Source organism: Pseudomonas sp. NPDC087614 (assembly GCF_044743485.1).
Lineage (GTDB): Bacteria > Pseudomonadota > Gammaproteobacteria > Pseudomonadales > Pseudomonadaceae > Aquipseudomonas > Aquipseudomonas baetica_A.
Genome location: NZ_JBIUWN010000004.1, coordinates 18,280 through 35,976 on the forward strand (window position 1 = coordinate 18,280; position 17,697 = coordinate 35,976).

The window sequence follows — 17,697 nt, forward strand, 5'->3', positions numbered from 1 at the left end:
CGCCTAGGACTCCGACATTGCTCGGTATCACGCGAAATGAGGCATTTGAGGTGGATATGAATATCAAGACACTGGGCATCCCCCTGGCGGTAGCGGCCCTGCTGACCTTGGGCGGTTGCTCGACCCAGACCGTGGTCACCCTGCAAAACGGCACTCAGTACCTGACCAAGGACATGCCGAAAACCGAAACCAGGGATGGCTTCTACGAGTTCGAGGATATTTCCGGTGCGAAAGTCAAAGTACGCGCCGACGACGTGGCCACGGTGCGCAAGGAAGACTGACCGTTGCGGGCGGAGCTGCCGTTGCGGCAGCTCCTGAAGGCCATTTACTCAGATATCGTCATTCCAGGAATGCTGTTATCACAACGCATGTAAGTCCCGCCACGCCGGGCGACTTCCCTCTGTAAGCGCTGGCACCGTTCAAGCTCCTGCTGGACCATGCGATCGATGCTCAGATTGCCGGTGGTTTGCGGTTGTTTCCCGTCCCCCAGGCGGATAGTCACGAACGGTTGTTCGGGCTGAATCTGAAAGCGGCTTTTCTCTTCGGCGGGTTCCACCACCTCGGTTTTAGCCGGGCCAGGCAGTTGATCGTCGGTTATTCCATAACGGCTCAGGATCGAGCTTTGAGGCAGATCGGCCCAGGCATTGGCCGAACTCAGCGCCAGCCCCACAAACCCGACATACCTCTTGAAACCTCTCACGTTTGAATCTCCTGTACTCAATGGCTGCCTGTACATGACGTGCGCGCACGCCCAGGCTTTAGTGCCGATTCCTGTTACTGCAGGGGTTGAGAGTCAGGTAGTGGCCAATGAGTCACTTTTTACCGCCGCGCTATTGGACTTCGCGAACAAGCCCGCCCCACAGGGAACCTGTGAGCGACACAGATCCAGTGTAGTAGCGGGCTTGCTCGCGAAGGGGCCCTTACAGCCCCCCCACCAACATCAAGCGATCACAATCGCGTCGCCACTCAAGCTATTGAGCGAGACCCCGACCAACGTTACCGAATCACTGCCAAACGTCAGCAGCGTGTCCTGCCCCACCGATGAGGCATGAGCGCGGAAGTCTTCGTTGGGCAAAACACCCTGTACGCCGAAGAACACCAGCTTGTCGTTCGACGTAAAACCCACCACCCGATCCTGGCCGAACGCGCCGTTGAATACGAACGTATCGGCCCCGCCACCCGATTCCATCAAGTCATTACCGGCGCCGCCGACAAATACGTCATTGCCCGCGCCGCCGATCAAATGGTCGTTGCCATCCAGGCCAAACAACCAGTCACCACCGGCATGTGCCTTAAGCGTGTCAGCGCCATATGTGCCCTTCACACTGGATTCGTACGCCGTGACATTGTTGCCGACCTTCAGTCCGCCGGCCGTGACGCTGTGGGTCACATCATCCTTGAACAGGCCCCAGAGGAAACCTGGCTCCCTGGTGACGATGCTGCCGATGTCGCGGGTCAGGCTGATCCCGCCATTGGCATCGCGAATGTACAGATTGCCCGCACCATCATTGGCGAAGTCGAACTTGTTCACCGATTGCTGCAGATCCAGGGTATTGCTGCCCTGTCCGCCAAGGATGATGTTGTAGCCGCCGCTGTCGCGGAAAGTGTCGTTGCCGGCGCGGCCCTCCAGATAGTCATTGCCACTGCCGCCCTGGATCAGATCGTTGCTGTCGCTGCCGATGATGAACGTGCTGCCCTTGTGGGTTTCGGCGTAGCGATTGAGGTCCTGCACCCAGGTATTGGCCCGCGCGGGGTCCGACAGGTTGGCGACGATGATCGTCGAGTCCTTGCTGGTCAGGTCGTAGAACTTCGACTCGATGACCCGATTCATCCCGTCGCCATAGGCGGTGGGCAGGTGCGAGATCCAGGTTGGGATGTTGAGGATCGAGTACGGCAGCACATTCCATGCGTTCGAAGCGTAGTGGTCATTGAAGCTGACGATGTTGTCGGTGGCCGACTCCTTGGGCGCATCGTGCACGCCGACCGAAGCGCCGGTGAACGTCGAGCCGTCGAGCGCGCGAAACACCGGGTCGTTCTCGTAGCCGACGTTGAGCACCTTGTCAGTGCTGCTTTGGGTCGGCGAGGCGTAGGCGATGTAGTTGGAATCGGCGAAGAACCCGCCCCACTTGCCGCTGCTCAAGTCCGCCATGCTGTTGACCGCGAGGCCACCGAGGCTGTGGCCGCTGACCAGCACGTCCTTGCCGCTGAGGCCGTTGGCCTTGGCGAACGCCACCACGTCATTGAGCAGATTGCCGAAGGCTTCGCCGACGTAGTTCTTGGCGTAATCCTTGGGGCCGAACGCCGCGAGCAGGTCATTGATCACGTCGCCGATCGAGTCACCAATGAGGATTTCCCGCGGGCCACTGGTGCCGCGAAAGGCAATGCCCAGTTCGGTGAGATGACCTTGTGCGTCGTACTTGCCGAGGATTTCGACTTGAGCGCTGGTGTAACCGGCCTTCTCGCCAAAGAAGGTTCCGCGCGCGTCGGTCTTGCCGTCGTAACCCAATTGCGAGGCAGTGATCGGCGTCCAGCCCGCCTTCTTCACCGCATCAAGCGCGAGTTTTTCCGAGTCGGGATTCCACGGAACACCGGGGATCACCCCTTGTGAATCGGTGCCACCAATCAGCGCGGTAACCAGCGTGGCCGGCAGGCCGAGACCGAAGCCGTTGTGCTGGTACCCGGCGGCAAAGCCGTTATCGAGGTTGTGGTAGGAATACAGCGTGATGGCCATGGCGTCGCTGAACAACGCCTTGGAATCGGCTGTACCGAAGTTTTTGTAGTCATACACACCCATTGCCATTGCCTCTCTTCTTGTTGGAATTGTTCAGAGATAGCTCACAGCCAGGGCGCCCCACGCGGGACGCCCCGGAGCATTTCAACACATCGTGTACATCGCTCTATGCGAGCAGGATCTAAGCGAACACGAACGCCGAGTCCGACAGGTTAGCCACTCCAACCCCGATCAGGGTCACGGCATAGTCGCCAATCTTCAGCACTGTATCGTTGCCAGCCTGCGCGACATGTTGCTTGTAGTCGTAGCCCTGGCCCGCACCTTCGACGCCCATGAACACCAGTTTGTCGTTGCCCTGATACCCGTTGATGGCATCAAAACCGAACGCGCCGCTGAACAGGAAGGTGTTGTTGCCACCCACCGCGGTCATCACGTCGTTACCGGCGCCGCCCACGAACGTCACATGGCCCTTGTCGCTGATCAGTTGGTCGTCACCTCCCAGACCGAACAGCCAGTCACCGTCGGCCGTCGCGTGCAGCGCATTGCCGTATGCATCGCCGTTGAGTGAATGGTTGTACTGCGTGAGTTCGCTGCCATGGGTCAGCCCCTTGGCGGTGACGCCCCAGGTGATGTCCTTGCTGCCCCACCATGAACCCGCCTCCTTGCTCACCAGCGCGCCAATGTCGCGAGTCATGCTGATGCCGCCGTAGGCGTCGCGCACGTACAGCGTGCCGTCACCGTCGTTGGCGAAGCTGAAGTTCTGCAACGGTTTGTGCAGCTCAAAGGTGTTGTGGCCCTGGCCGCCGAGCAGGATGTTGAAGCCGCCATCATCCCGAAAACGGTCATCACCGCCCAAGCCTTCGAGGAAGTCGTTGCCCGCCCCGCCCTTGAGCCAGTCATTGCTGTTTGTGCCGATGATGAAGGTGCTGCCAGTGTGCGGTTCGCCGCTGCGCCCCAAGTCTTCGACCCAGGTGTTACCCCGGGATGACGCCTCCAGATTGGAGACGATGATGGTCGAGTCCTTGCTGGTCAGGTTGTAGAACGTTGAGCCAATGACCCGATTCAAACCATCGGCATACCCCAGCGAACCATGCACCGACCAGCTCAGCGGATTGATGATGCTGAACGGCACCAGATTCTGTGCGGTAGACGCGTAGTTGTCGTTGAAGTTGACGATATTGTCGGTGGTCGAATCATGCGGCTTGTCGTGTTTGCCCATCGAGGCGCTGCTGAACGTGGTGCCGTCGAGCACGCGGAACACCGGATCGTTCTCGTAGCCGATGTTCAGCACGTGGGTACCGGTGCTGCTCTGGGTGGGCGAAGCGAAGGCGATGTAGTTGGCATCCTTGAAAAAACCGCCCCAGTGACTGGCGCTCAGATCCGCGACGCTGTTGACGCCCAGGCCGCCAAGGCTGTGGCCGCTGATCAGCACGTCTTTGGCGGCGATGCCGTGAGCAATGGCAAACGTTGCGACAGCCTTGAGCAGGTTGTCGAACGCATTTTTGGCGTAGTTGCTCGCGTAATCCGACGGCCCGACGGCGGCCAGCAGGTTGTTTTTCAAGTCGCCGAAGGTGTCGCTGTAACCCAGCCCACCGGTGCCACGAAAGGCAATGCCGATACCAATCAACTGGCCGGCGGCGTCGTATTTGCCGAGCACTTCGGCCTCGGCGCTGGTGAAGCCGTCCTTCTCGCCGAAGAGCGTTCCCTGCGCGCCGACGTTGCCCTGATAACCCAGCGCCGTCGCCGTGACCGGCCTCCAACCGGTCGCCGGCAATGGCTGCCCCGTCGGCGTGTAGGCGTACAGCGTCAGTGCGATGGCATCGCTGTACAACGCTTTGCCATCGGCATTTTTGTAATCAAACAGCCCCATGTTGTGCTCCCTCTTTCAAATCAGAACTGCCAGTCCAGAGTCAGGCCAACACCGTGGTCTTTCTCATGGGAACCGATCAGCCCGTTGTAATCCAGGTTGACCCGCACATCGCGATTGAGCGCCAGACCGGCACGCACGCCGACCACAGCAGCATCACGCTCCATCGACACACTCTGCACCTTGAACGCACTGTTGCCGTTGGCGAAGGCCAGGTGACTCTCGGCATCAACGCTGCTCAGGTTGTGTTGCCAGCCCAGGCTCGCACCCAGTTCCAACTGGTGCTTGTCCGACAGGGCAAACGTGCGTTTGGCCCGTACACCGAGGGTCGACAGCACTGCATCACGATTGTCTTCGCCGCCCTTCAGTGCGGTGGCGTCACCCTTCTCGGTGAAGCTGTCGCTGTTGAGGTGCACGTAAGCCAGATTGGCGAACGGTTCCAGGTTCATCGGTTGCAGACGCAGATCGTAAGCCGCCTCTGTGAACAATTGCGCAGTGCTCGCATCGCGTTTGACCTTCTGCTTGCCGCTGACATCGGCCAATTGCAGGTCACGTTTCACATCGATGCGATGCCAGCTATACGCACCGCCAACGGTCAGGCGCAACGCATCGATTTCATGGCCCAGATAGGCACCCAAGTGATAACTGTCGACCGACGCCGAGGAATGCGTGCCACTGCCCATGTTCAACGAGCTGTCGCTATAACCGGTCACGAAGCCCAGACGGGTATCTTCAGTTATCAAGCCGTCAACGCCGGCCAGCAAGCCGCCGATGGAGGTGGTGCTGTCAGCATTTTTGTACCCGCCGTCACTGCTCCCCCAGGAACCCAGCACCTTGACCCAAGCGTTGCTGCGATCGTCGGTGGGGGCATTGGCATTGAACAGGTCACGTTCGCGCAGACGTTCACCCACGGCATCGCGCAGGTAACGGCTGTCGTTGATCAACAGGGTACCAATGGCCGGGTGAATCTCACCGGACAACTGCTGGAACGCTTGCTGCGCCGATGCCGCGTTTGGTGACAACAACAGCGTTTCGAACAGGGCATTGCCCGCGCCCAAACGCTCGGCAGCGGCACCGACGGCGCGCTGGTTCGGCGTCAGCCCCACGCTGGCGAACGATGCGTCGTTACGCCCCACCGCCAGTTGAATGCCACCTGCCGAGTAATCGAGGGTGCCACCGAGGAACGCGTAGTCCGGCAGCACCTGCCCGAAGCGTCCTTCGATACCGCCCGCCGCTTGCAGGATGTTGTATTGGGTGCCCAGCAGGCTTTTCACTTGGCCGGTGGTCAGCAGTGTCGGGCTGTTTTCCAGCGACATGCTCACCGTCGCCCCTTCGATCACAGCCTTGCCGGTCGCAATGATCTGGTCACTGCTGGTTGGCGATAACTCCACCGCGTAGGTCGAGCCCGGCGCGAAGGTCACATCCCCCGCCACATTCAGGGTGCCGATAGAGTTGCCCGGAGCGACCGTACCGCCGCTTTTCACCGACAGCGCGCCGATGTGGCCGTTACCGCCGAGGATACCGCCGTCATTCACGGTGACCGCCGATTGCAGCGACCCGTTGATGGCCAGTCGCCCCTGATTGACCAGGGTCGGGCCGCTGTAGGTGTTGTTGCCGGTCAGCACCAGCGTGCCGATGCCTTGTTTGGTCAAACCGCCGTGCCCGGAAATGTCGTTGCGCCAGGTATCGAGACCGCACGTGATGTCGGTGCACACGCGCTCGGTGGGTTTGCCTTGGTCGATGATCGCGCCGATGCCGGGCAAATCCGCGACAAACTGGCCGGAGCCATAGGCGCCGTCGATACGGAATTCAGCCGGAATGTCCTGCTCGGTGACGAACATCGCCGGGCCATCAATGCCTTTGCGCAGGTTGATCATGCCCCAGCCGTACAAGGCGTCGATGCCCGGTGCGCCGAGGTCGGTGGCCGTGGTTCGCAAAACGCTGGCAACCTGATCGCCGGACATGTACGGGAAGCGCTCCATCAACACGGCCATGGAGCCGGCCACATGCGGCGCGGCCATTGAGGTGCCGTTGTAGTTGGCGTAACCCGTGGCGAGGTTGTCAGCGTTGGTGCCACTGATGATCGAACTGTAGATCCGCGTACCCGGTGCCGAGACGCAGAAACTCGCGGTGTAACCGCAACGCGAAGAAAACGTACTGATGATGTACGGGTCGGAACTGGCCAGATTGGGGTTCTGTTGCAACGCCGCGACGGTGATCCAGTTCGGCGCAATGTCCGGGACGAAATAGCCGAGGCCGGCGATGGCGTCCGGGTTGTTGAGGTTGTAATCGTTGCCGGCGGCGAAGATCGTGACGATGCCGCTGCGTGCGGCGGCAATCGCCCCGTCATACGCACCGCCGGGCTTGGTGCCGAGCAGTGTGCGGATCTCGTTGAACTGCAATTGTGCGTCGTTGACCGTGAAGTGCGGGTACGCCGGGTCGCGGCCGCCGAGGTCGAAACGGTCGGTAATGCCGATGCCCCAACTGTTGTTGATGATCCGCGCGCCGCTGGCGATCAGCGCGTCCCACCCGGCCTTGTACACCGCGCCGTCGTTGCCGCGAACAATGCCGTCTTCCGGGCCTGGGTCGCCGTTGTCGGCGCTGATGATTTGCGCGCCGAACGCCACGCCGTGCATCGGACCGCCATCGCGACTGCCCGCCGCGATGCCGCCGACGTGGGTGCCGTGGGCGCCAAGTTTGCCGTTGGAGCCGACTGAGGGCGAACCGTCATAAAGGAACGTATCCCCGGCTTTGACCGGGATGTACGGGTCGGTGTATTCGCGAATACCCCGGGTGACCAGCGTGATGACTTTGTTGCTGCCGGAAAACTCCGGGTGCGCGGCGTACACCGGTTGGTCAAAGATCCCCAACTTGACGCCTTTGCCGGTGTAACCGGCGGCGTAGGCGTAATCGGCCCCGATAGCGCCCAGCCCCCAATCGGCCTGGAATTCGGCGCTGCGCCAACTGCTGGCATCGCCCGTGCGACCGTTTTCCACATAGGGTGCAGCCTGCGCTGTGCCCCAGGTGGTCAGTGCGCACAACACCGCGCAATTCAGGGTTTTAAGGGCGAAGCGACCACCCGATTGCGCGCAGGTATTGTTGTTATTCATCCAGCGACCTTCCTTAGTGATGTTGCGAAAAATCCGTTTGTTCAAAACAGCCAGTTCAGACTCACGCCGACGCCGTGGCTCTTCTCGCGATTGGCCAGTTGTGCGCTGTAATCAAAATTCACCCGTACATCGCGGCTCAGCACCAGGCTCGCTTGCACGCCGACCAGCGCGGCATCGCGTACCAGCGCCGAACTCTCCACCGAGTAAGGCGTGCCCCCGCTGGCAAAGCGCAGGTGTTGCTCGGATTCGATGTCGTTCAGGCTGTGTTGCCAGCCGAGGTGGCCGCTTACATCCAGTGTCTGCTGAGCCGACAGATTGAAGGTCTTGATCGTCCGCACGCCGAGCGTGCTCAGCACCGCGTCACGCTGATCGCCCGAGCTTTTCAGCGCGGCACCAGCGCCCTTCTCGGTAAAACCCTCGCTGTCCAGATGCACGTAGGCCAGATTGGCAAACGGCTCCAGCGCGAGTGGCTGCTGGGCCAATCGATAAGCTGCCTCGCCAAACACTTGGGCGGTGCTCGCCTCCACCTTGGCTTTCTGTTTGGCGCTGACGTTGCCGTACTGCAAATCACGCTTCACATCGGCGCGATGCCAGCTGTAGGCCGCGCCGGTGCTCAAGCGCCAGGCACCAATGTCATGTCCGGCGTAGGCACCCAGGTGATAGCTGTCGACCTTGGCCGAGGAATGCGTGCCCGAACCCATGCCAAGCGAGCTGTCGCTGTAACCGGTGACCAGACCGATGCGGGTCTGCTCGTCCAGCGCGCCGTCGACACCGGCCAGAAGACCGCCAATCGACGTGCTGTAACCCGCCGTGTCATGACTCGAATCGGTGCTACCCCATGCGCCGAGGCCTTTGAGCCAGCCATTGTTTTGCGCAGCGCGGGGACCACGTAAACGCTCGGCCACCGCATCGCGCAACGGGCGGCTGTCGTTGATCAGCGCCGAACCGAGGGCCGGGTAGATTTCGCCGCTCAGTTGCTGGAAGGCGTGTTGCGCGACAGCCGCGTCTGGCGACAGCAGCACACTTTCGTAAACCGAGTTGCCGGCGCCCAAGCCTTCGATTGCAGCGGCCACCGCACGTTGATTCGGCGTTTGGCCGACGCTGGCAAACGTGTTCGCGTTGCGTTCGACGTTGAGTTCAATACCACTGGCGGCGTAGTCGAGGCTGGCGCCGATAAACAGATAGTTCGGCAGCACAGCGCCGAACTGGCCCTCAATGCCACCGGCCGCTTGCAGGATGGTGTACTGGCGCCCGAGCAGGCTTTGCGCCTCGGCGGTACTGAGCAAGGTGGGGCTGTTTTCCAGTGACAGGCTGACGGTTGCGCCGCTGACGGTCGCGGTACCGCCGGCAACGATACGGTCGCTGCTGGTGGGCGACAGTTCAACGGCATACGTCGAACCCGGTGCGAAATTGACATCGCCGGCCACGTTCAAGGTGCCGATGGAATTGCCCGGCGCCACCCGGCCACCGCTGTTGGCGGTCAATGAACCGACCCGGCCGGAACCGCCAAGCGTGCCGCTGTCGTTCACGGTGACGGCTGACGTCAGCGACCCGTTGACCGTCAGCAAGCCGCCGTTGATCGTGGTGGCACCGCGATAAGTGTTTTCCCCGGTGAGGATCAAACGCCCGGCGCCGGACTTGATCAGGCTGCCTTGATACGTCCGCCCCGCTGCTGCAGCGTCGCGAGCGCTGCCCACCGCGTAATCGGTTAGATCCTGTTGACTGACATTGGCCCCGACACCGTTCTGCCAGCCCTTGTCCCGCAAGGTTTGCTGCCAGGCACTGTGTTCGGCAAGGTCTTCGCGTTGGCGCTGAATCAATGCCTTGTCGGAGATGTCGTTGCTCCACACATCGCTCTGTCCGCCCGCCAGGCTGACGTCGAACGTGCCGAGCAACTGCCCCGGCCCGTGCATCGCCCGGTTCAGGTTGGCCACCCCCCAACCGACTCGCTCGCTGGGCGCATCGGTCACTGAACCATCGAGTTGCGTGGCGGTGGTCAGCAGCGTTTCGAGCGCCTGCTGATTGTTCATGTACGGGTAACGTTCCATCACCAGCGCCAGTGCCCCGGTCGCGTGTGGCGCCGACATCGAGGTGCCGGACTTGATCGCGTAACCGCCGCCGGGAACGGTGCTGTCGACCTTCGCCCCCGGCGTGGTAATGCACCAGAATTTGGCGACGCCGCACTGGTTGTACTTCTGCTGATTGCTTTGATCCAGGCCCGACACCGCCAGCCAATGACCTTCAAGATCCGGCTGAAAGTACGGCAACGTCGAGCGCACGCTGGCGTTCGGATAGCCACTGTTGCCCGCGCTGAAGACGTTGATCACCCCGCGTCGCGAGACGTCGGCAGCCGCGTCGAGCCAGGTGCCTTTGTTGAAGTGTTGGGCGTAGGCCGCCTGCAAATCGGCGAGTGTGCGGTAACTGACATCCGGCGGCTGGCTGCCCCAACTGTTGTTGATCGCCCGCACGCCGGCATCGGCCAAAGCGTCATAAACCGCTTTGAAATAGCGCGGATCAGGATTGGGGCCAAACAGGAAACGGTCGTTCTTGTTGGTGTTGCCGACGTAGATTTGCGCGTTGTAAGCCAAGCCGTGCATGCCCGCGCCATCACGGGCCGCGCCCATGGTGCCGACGACGTGGGTGCCATGGGCGTCGTTGTTGGGGTTGACGTTGCCGTCGATGCTGAACAGTGCGCCGTCGATGTAACTGCCGTTAGCCTGCACCGGGTGATAACGGTCAGGGGCAAACTCGGGATGGGCAGCATCGAAACCGGAATCGAGCGCGCCAATCTTGACGCCCTTGCCGGTAATGCCGGTGGCGTAGGCTTGATCGGCCTGCATGCGCTCAAGGCCCCAGTCGCGCTGGAATTCGGCACTACGCCAACTGGCGGGATCGCCGGGTCTACCAGGTTCCAGGTATTGCGCCTGGGCCTGAGCGATAGAAACAGCGAGCAACAGCGTGCCGACCGCTGCCGGCTTGATGTGTACGTCCATGTTCACGACTCACTTTTATTGTTTTATGCAGATTCTTCTGCGGTGTTGCTTGAGGCCCTCACTCAGCGCTTTCCCTGACGGTCAGGGCTGATGAGCAACAACAAACGCCTCATCCACCCGAGCCAGATCCTGCTCGCTCAAGGTGCCGGCGTAGTAGTGCAATTTGGTCCAGGCCATCAAATAGTCGTACCGCGCCTGCGCCAGATCGCGGCGGGTGGTAAACAGTTGTTGCTCAGCGTTCAACGCATCCAGATTGGTCCGTTCACCGCCGAGAATGCTCTGCTTGGTCGACAACACCAGCGCTTCGGCCGAGGTCAGCGCCTTTTGATAAGCACGCAATTTATTCACCCCTGACAGGCAGGCGTTGAATTGGCGACGCAGTTCGATCAGCGTTTCGCGAGTCTTGCCATCGAGTTCGTATTCGGCCTGCTCCATGGTACGGCTGGCCTGACGTGTCGAGGCCGACACGCCACCACCCGCGTACAAAGGCACGCTCACTTCAAAACCAATGGTGTTGGTGTCATAGCGCTGGTTGTACGTGTTGCCGCTTTCCGATTCGTTCTGGCGCACCGTCGCGTACGCGCTGACCTTGGGCAGATGCCCGGCGCGATTACGTTCCACTTCATAGCGCGCCACTTCGACTGCCTGACGTTGCGAGGCCAGGTTCGGATTGTTGCTGATTGCCAGTTCGTGCCACGTGTCGTAATTGGCAGGTTGCAGCGCAAAGGTCTGGAAACTCTGATCCAGTGGCGCCAGATCGCTGATGTCCACGGCTGGCACACCGACCAGCGCCCCCAACTCACGCAACGCGGCGTCCTGCTCGTTGTGCGCCTCGATTTCCTCGGCGGTCGCCAGTTCATAGCGCGACTCGGCTTCCAGAATGTCGGTGCGCGTGCCCTCGCCCTGCTTGAACATGTGCTCGTTTTGCTGGAATTGCTGCTCATAGGCCTTCTTCTTGGCCTGAGCAATGTCGATCTGATCCTGAGCAAACAAGGCTTTGGTGTAGTTATCCAACACCCGCACCAGCAGTTCCTGGCTCCTGCCGCGAAAATTCGCGTCGGCAAACAGCGACTGCGCAACACCTTTGCGATAGGCCGCATACGCTTCGTAATCCAGCAACGGCTGTTGCAGCGTCAGGCTCGAGCCGTAACTGTTGTAGTTGCGGTTCTCGGTATAGTTGCCGCGCTCATTAATTTGCGTGACCTTCGAGGTATTGTGGCCCTTGTTGTAGTTGTAACCGATTTTGGGCAACAGCCCGGCGCGACCAATGGCGCGGTTCTCAAGGCCCGCGTCGCGCTCCTTGATCGCCCCCAGGAACACTGGATCATTGCGCAGCGCCTGCTCGTAAATCTCGAATGGCCCCATGGCCGCCAGTGCACTGTTGCCCGCCAGCAGCGCGAACGCGGCCGTCAGTATGGAAAGCTTATTCATACAGCCGAACATCCTTATTCCTCGGTCAACGCGGAGCCGGCCCGGTCGAGCAGCGGTTTGAACAGATAGTTGAGAAGTGAGCGCTCGCCCGTGCGCACGAACATTTCTGCCGGCATGCCAGGCTTGATCACCAGACCGTTGAGTTTTTCCATGGCCTGATCGCTGACACTACTGCGCAGCACGTAATACGGCACACCGGTTTTCTCATCGACCATCTGGTCGGCGGAAATCAGGCTGACCTCACCCGGCACCCGCGGGGTTTTACTCTGGTTGAACGCGGTAAACAGGATGTCCACCGGCAAATGAGGGCCGACCTTGTCGATCAGGTTGATCGGCAAATGCCCTTCCACTTCCAGCGTCGTGCCTTGCGGGACGATCTCCAGCAGCGTTTCGCCCTGCCGCACCACAGCGCCTTCGGTGTGCACGCCAAGATTGACCGCCACGCCATCGGCGGTTGCAAGAATTTCGCTGTGTTGCAAGTCGAAACCGGCGGAGATCAGTTGCTCGGACAGGGTCACGCTTTTGAGTTGCGCGTCGGCCAGTTGCGTGCGGACTTCCTTCTGATACTCCTCGCTGTGCTGTTGCAGCTTGAGGCGCGATTCGAGTATGCCCTGCTCCACACGACCGCTTTCGCCGGCGTTTTCTGCCAGTTGCTGCTGCACTTGCGACAGTTGGCGCTGGTACTCCATCAAGCGGTTGCGCGGGATGTAACCGTTGTCCGCGAGCGGCTGCAGGTTACTGAGTTGTTGTTGCAGGGAATTGGCCTGTGCATTCAGATCGGTGCGTGCACGGCGCATGCCGGCCAGTTGCGAGGTCGCCCCTTCAATGCTGGCGCGCAATCCGGCTTGCTCGCGGGAAAACGCTTCGCGACGGCTGCTGAACAGTTGGCGCTGCCCCTCCAGCACCAACGCCAGGCGCGGGTCCGGGTCGTTGCTCAGTTCAGCCGGGAAGATCACTTGCTTGAGGTTGTCACGCTCGGCCTGCCAGCGCGCCAGGCTCGCCCACGCCATGCGGTACTGGGCTTGCAGCGATTGCACGTCAGCCGCCACTTGCGTCTGATCGAGACGAAACAGCGGCTGGCCTTGCTTCACGCTCTCGCCTTCGCGCACCAGAATGCGGCTGACCACACCGCTGCTCATCGACTGCACCGCTTTGCGTTTGCCTGAGACCACCACAGTGCCCTGCACCGGAATGCCTTGATCAAGCGGCGCCAATGCGGCCCACGTAAAAAAACTGCCGGCACCGACAATCGCCAGAATCCAGCCCATGCGCGCGAAGAATTTCGCATCGCGCTCCGGGCGCTCGGTGATGTAGGCGTGTTCCATGTTCGCTTCGTTTTCTGTGTTCATGCTGGCACTGCTCATACACCCGAGTTCCTTGTCGAAGGCTGGTACTGCCGACTCATACTGAGCCCGCCCGGTGCTTGCGCAGGTTTCTCGCGTTGTTGTTCATTGGCCGCACCAGACAGCGCCTTGAGCACGTCCTGGCTAGGGCCGAAGGCTTGCAGGCGGCCTTCGTTGAGCACCAGCAACTTGTCAGCCTGGGCCAGCACTGAAGAACGATGCGTCACCAGCACCACCGTCGTGCCTTGCGCCTTGAGTTGTGCAATGGCACTGGCCAATGCCGCTTCGCCGACGGTGTCGAGGTTGGAGTTGGGTTCATCCAGCACCACCAGGCTTGGCGTGCCATAGAGGGCGCGCGCCAATGCCACTCGCTGCTTCTGACCACCGGACAAGCCGCTGCCGTCCTCACCCAGTTGCGTGTCGTAGCCTTGTGGCAGACGCAGGATCATTTCGTGGACGCCGGCCTGTTGCGCGGCGGCCACGACTTTCTGCGGATCAGCGTCACTGAAACGCGCAATATTCTCGGCGATGCTGCCGCTGAACAGCTCGATGTCTTGCGGCAGATAGCCGATGTACGGGCCGAGTTGGTCGCGATTCCAGCGATGAATATCCGCGCCATCCAGGCGCACGGTGCCCCCCAGAGTCGGCCAGACACCGACCAGCAGACGGGCCAGCGTCGACTTGCCGGAGCCGGAAGCCCCCAGCACGCCGAGCACTTCGCCGGCCTCCAGATTGAAATTGACCATGTGCAAGGTCGCAGTGCGTTGCCCCGGCGGGCCGGCGCTGACTTGCTCGAAGGTAATCTGGCCTTTCGGTGCCGGCAGGGCCATCGCGTCATCGCTCGGCGGGAAGGCTTGCAGCAATGCATCGAGGCGACGGTAAGCCAGCTTCGCCCCGCTCCATTGTTTCCACACGGCGATCAACTGGTCGATCGGGCTCAGCACGCGGCCCATCAGAATCGAGCCGGCAATCATCATCCCGGCGGTCATGTCGCCCTTGATTACCAGCAATGCACCAAGGCCCAGCACCAACGATTGCAGGCACAGGCGCAGGGTTTTACTCAGCGAGCTGATCACCGCGCCGGTGTCGCTGGCCTGATTCTGCAAGCCGAGGAAGCGCGAATGCACCCGGAACCAGCGCTTGCGCAGTGAACCGAGCATGCCCATCGCCTGAATGGTTTCGGCGTTGTGCAGGTGGCTGGTGGCTAGCTGGCTGGATTTTTGCGAAAAACCGGCGGCGTCGCCCAACGGCTTTTTGGTCATGTATTCGTTGAGGCACGCCAAAGCGATCAGCAACAACGCACCCGCTGTGGCGAGCACACCGAGCCAGACGTTGAACAGGTAAATCACGAACAGATACACCGGGAACCACGGCGCGTCGAAAAACGCGAACAGCGCAGGCCCGGTAACGAATTGGCGAATGTGGGTCAAGTCGCCCAGCGATTGGCCTGCGTTGCCCTCGCCCTTGAACAGGTTGCGTTCGAACGCCGCCTGATAAACCCGCAAATTGAATCGGCGCTCCAGTTGGCTGCCAATGCGGATCACGATGAAGCTGCGCACCACTTCCAGCAGGCCGATAAAGGCGAAGAAACCAACAACCATCAGCGACAGCATCGCCAGGGTGGTTTCGTTCTGCGACGACAGCACCCGGTCATAGACCTGGAGCATATAGATAGAGGGCACCAGCATCAGCACGTTAATCAGCGCGGTAAAGCAACCGACACTGATCAGAATACTTTTGTAGTCGCCCAAGGCCTTGAATAAGGGCGCGGTGGCTGGGGCCTTCGCCATCTTCATTGATTATTCCTGAAATGTTTGATCTCACCGAACTTTGGCGAGGTTTGAATTAGTCTTCTGTTCGCCGGCGCAAGACAACTTGCAAGTGCCCATTACAATTCAATAACAACTTCGGCTTTCACGTCGGCCGACCTATAACGATTAAGCATCACCTTATATCCAACTGGCCGTCTCGACGCTTATTGCACTACACGTTCAAAAGTGATGATCAGACCCGACTTCAAATGACTTGAATAGAGCCCTTCACGTTGTCGGCTGAAAAACACGATTCTTGAGCCTTCCTTGCCGGTAATCGAGATACCGTCCGGCTCGGGGAACCAGCCCATGGGCGTGTCTTCTATCCAGGCAGCCAAACAGTCGGCACCGTTGCCAACGGTCTGATTCGATTGCAGGTCGATGACACAAGTATTCGATGGTTTGTCCTGAAGTTTTTGCGCGTCCGGGGCGTCATTGCGAGCGGTCAGGGTCGCCTGCCATTGGCCGGCCAATTGCGAGGGATCTTCGAGTCTGAGGCTGCTTGCCATGCTTGTTTCTCCTGAAATCATCATCAGCGTCGCCACCAGCCACGCCACCGTTATGTAGGTAAAAACCTTTCGACTCATAGGAAACTTCACTCCGGCGTGTAGCCTTGCGTACCAGCCTAGACGATGCAAGCGAAGAAAGCGGCGCATCAAGCGCCGCCCTCTTGGTTCACATCACGCCACGATGTCGCTGATCGCTGCCTGGCCAACGGTGCTGACCTGGAAGTCCGCCACGCCGTGCCCGGAGAAGTCCACCGACAACAGGCTGTTGCCACCCGACGACGTCAGCACTGCATCACCCGCCGAACCGGTGAAGTAGTTGACGAAGTGCAGGCCCGAGCCACCGGTGATACCGGTCAGGTCGATTTTGTCCAGACCACTGACGAAATCGAGGATCTGATCAATTGCACCCGGCCTGGAATCGGAGCTGGCCGCAAACACAAAGGTGTCAGAACCTGCACCGCCCCACAGCTTGTCGGCGCCACCGGCCCCGTAGAGGATGTCGTTGCCGGCACCGCCCTTGAGCTCGTTGGCCGCACTGTTACCGATCAGCAGGTCATTGCCCGAACCGCCGATGGCGTTCTCGATGGTGACACCTTTGGCGATGGACACGTTGCCCACCAGGCCGCCAACGTCGGAGAACGAAGCCTCATTGAGGTTGATCTTCTGGTTCTGGGTGAAACCCGAGAAGTCGAAGGTGTCCTTGCCGCCCGCATCCCATACCGAGAACACCAGCTTGTCGCTTGACGACGAAGCGCTGAGGAAGTCGCGACCGGAGTTGGAGTTGAAGCCGTAGGTGGTGTCACCGGTACGGGTATTCATGTTGGCGCCATAGAGCTTCTGGATCGCAGCGATATCGTCCATCAACGGCCCGGAGGAATAGGCTTCCACCCCGCCCTTGCTGAAGTTCTGGCTGGTATTGCTCTCGCTCCAGTAACTCATGACGCTGTAGCCGCGGGTGTCTTGCCCGTAGGTCGCGTCATTGTAGGTCGGGTTGCCATTGCCGGCGTTGTAGTCGCCAGGGTGAGCCAGGCCCAGGGTATGGCCGATTTCGTGCGTCAGGGTCTGGCGCCCGTAGTTGTTCAGATCCGGCGTCTTGTTTTGCGTGTAGCCACTGTTGATCAGGTACCACGACGTGCCGTCATAACCGGCGCCGGTGCCTGGCAGATAAGCGAACGCCGCAGCGCCATCCTGGCCCCCGCTGTAGTTACCGAAGGTCATGTGGCCATCGCCGCCCGAGGCTTTCTCGGTGAAGGTGACATTGGCCACATCGGCCCAGGATTGCATGGCGAGCTTGGCCTGGGTTTGCTGTTGAGCACTGAACTTGCTGAACCCGCTGATCCCGTGCTTGTACATCGTGCTGGACGATGCCGATGTCAGGAACGTGTAGGTGAGTTCGATCTTGCCGCTGCCATCCTTGTCCTGGTAGGCAGCGCCGTCGCGCAGCAACTGAGTGGCGGCCTGATCGACGGAGAAGGAGGGTTTGCCATTGACCGTGAGGTTGCCGCCACGATCATATTGATGGCTGAAGCTATTGATCTGGTTATACGCCGAACTGGCTGCGGCCAGCGGTTGTGGCGCTGCGAACAACTGGAAAGCCTGTTCGGCGGTATCAATAGCATTAGCTTTAACTTTCGACATAAACACACTTCCTTGTTTAGCAATGGAACAGTTTTTGTCCGATAGCGACAATCTCTGGCGAGATCGTCCTATCACTCGCCCAATGAAGGCGTAAGAAACCTGACACAATTTGAAATCTAACGTAAAGCCTTTTTTTGAGATCAAATTGAACTGTTCCGGAAAACTCCCGTAAACAATGCGCACGGCGATAAAAGAATGTTCTAAACGGCTGGGTTTAGCCTAATTGTCTGACGATTTTCTATTTAAATATTAAATAAAGGTAAG

The 17,697-nt window shown here is 60.1% G+C and carries 11 protein-coding genes; 1 reads left to right on the plus strand and 10 read right to left on the minus strand.

Features of this window, described 5'->3' with window-relative positions; genetic code table 11:
* Nucleotides 1-56 precede the first annotated feature (56 nt).
* Nucleotides 57-281, plus strand: a complete 225-nt coding sequence (locus ACIOWA_RS02400; RefSeq protein WP_401157975.1) for a YgdI/YgdR family lipoprotein — start codon at nt 57-59, stop codon at nt 279-281.
* Between the two features lie 44 nt (nt 282-325).
* On the opposite strand, the gene ACIOWA_RS02405 is transcribed toward ACIOWA_RS02400, so the two are convergent.
* The 10 genes from ACIOWA_RS02405 to ACIOWA_RS02450 all read right to left on the minus strand — a co-directional run bounded on the left by ACIOWA_RS02405 (nt 326) and on the right by ACIOWA_RS02450 (nt 17,433).
* The gene (locus ACIOWA_RS02405) at nt 326-700 is read right to left on the minus strand and encodes a hypothetical protein (protein WP_401157977.1); all 375 of its coding nucleotides are present in this window, start codon (nt 698-700) and stop codon (nt 326-328) included.
* Nucleotides 701-940: 240 nt separating this feature from the next.
* Nucleotides 941-2,794, minus strand: a complete 1,854-nt coding sequence (locus ACIOWA_RS02410) for a polyurethanase (protein ID WP_401158087.1) — start codon at nt 2,792-2,794, stop codon at nt 941-943.
* 118 nt (nt 2,795-2,912) lie between these two features.
* Nucleotides 2,913-4,601: a polyurethanase gene (locus tag ACIOWA_RS02415; RefSeq protein ID WP_401157979.1), complete on the minus strand. Its 1,689-nt coding sequence runs from the start codon at nt 4,599-4,601 to the stop codon at nt 2,913-2,915.
* A gap of 20 nt (nt 4,602-4,621) precedes the next feature.
* Nucleotides 4,622-7,708, minus strand: coding sequence for an autotransporter domain-containing protein (locus tag ACIOWA_RS02420; protein ID WP_401157981.1), 3,087 nt, complete (start codon nt 7,706-7,708; stop codon nt 4,622-4,624).
* A 41-nt stretch (nt 7,709-7,749) separates the two neighbouring features.
* Complete coding sequence (locus tag ACIOWA_RS02425; RefSeq protein WP_401157983.1) at nt 7,750-10,701, minus strand: autotransporter domain-containing protein; 2,952 nt, start codon at nt 10,699-10,701, stop codon at nt 7,750-7,752.
* A gap of 81 nt (nt 10,702-10,782) precedes the next feature.
* Nucleotides 10,783-12,144, minus strand: coding sequence for a TolC family outer membrane protein (locus ACIOWA_RS02430; RefSeq protein WP_339464217.1), 1,362 nt, complete (start codon nt 12,142-12,144; stop codon nt 10,783-10,785).
* Between the two features lie 2 nt (nt 12,145-12,146).
* Nucleotides 12,147-13,496, minus strand: coding sequence for an HlyD family type I secretion periplasmic adaptor subunit (locus ACIOWA_RS02435; RefSeq protein WP_339464218.1), 1,350 nt, complete (start codon nt 13,494-13,496; stop codon nt 12,147-12,149).
* Nucleotides 13,493-15,271: a type I secretion system permease/ATPase gene (locus tag ACIOWA_RS02440; RefSeq protein WP_339538915.1), complete on the minus strand. Its 1,779-nt coding sequence runs from the start codon at nt 15,269-15,271 to the stop codon at nt 13,493-13,495. Before ACIOWA_RS02440 ends, ACIOWA_RS02435 begins: the two co-directional genes overlap by 4 nt.
* 179 nt (nt 15,272-15,450) lie before the next feature.
* Nucleotides 15,451-15,873, minus strand: coding sequence for an AprI/Inh family metalloprotease inhibitor (locus ACIOWA_RS02445; protein WP_339464221.1), 423 nt, complete (start codon nt 15,871-15,873; stop codon nt 15,451-15,453).
* Between the two features lie 93 nt (nt 15,874-15,966).
* A complete protein-coding gene (locus tag ACIOWA_RS02450) occupies nt 15,967-17,433 on the minus strand; it encodes a serralysin family metalloprotease (RefSeq protein WP_339494489.1) in 1,467 nt (488 codons plus the stop codon).
* Nucleotides 17,434-17,697 lie beyond the last annotated feature (264 nt).

Coding starts and splice junctions, on each gene's coding strand:
- ACIOWA_RS02415 (WP_401157979.1), bottom strand. CDS start 4,601: ATGGGGCTGTTTGATTACAAAAATGCCGATGGCAAAGCGTTGTACAGC.
- ACIOWA_RS02410 (WP_401158087.1), bottom strand. CDS start 2,794: ATGGGTGTGTATGACTACAAAAACTTCGGTACAGCCGATTCCAAGGCG.
- ACIOWA_RS02425 (WP_401157983.1), bottom strand. CDS start 10,701: ATGGACGTACACATCAAGCCGGCAGCGGTCGGCACGCTGTTGCTCGCT.
- ACIOWA_RS02400 (WP_401157975.1), top strand. CDS start 57: ATGAATATCAAGACACTGGGCATCCCCCTGGCGGTAGCGGCCCTGCTG.
- ACIOWA_RS02430 (WP_339464217.1), bottom strand. CDS start 12,144: ATGTTCGGCTGTATGAATAAGCTTTCCATACTGACGGCCGCGTTCGCG.
- ACIOWA_RS02450 (WP_339494489.1), bottom strand. CDS start 17,433: ATGTCGAAAGTTAAAGCTAATGCTATTGATACCGCCGAACAGGCTTTC.
- ACIOWA_RS02420 (WP_401157981.1), bottom strand. CDS start 7,708: ATGAATAACAACAATACCTGCGCGCAATCGGGTGGTCGCTTCGCCCTT.
- ACIOWA_RS02445 (WP_339464221.1), bottom strand. CDS start 15,873: ATGAGTCGAAAGGTTTTTACCTACATAACGGTGGCGTGGCTGGTGGCG.
- ACIOWA_RS02435 (WP_339464218.1), bottom strand. CDS start 13,496: ATGAGCAGTGCCAGCATGAACACAGAAAACGAAGCGAACATGGAACAC.
- ACIOWA_RS02440 (WP_339538915.1), bottom strand. CDS start 15,271: ATGAAGATGGCGAAGGCCCCAGCCACCGCGCCCTTATTCAAGGCCTTG.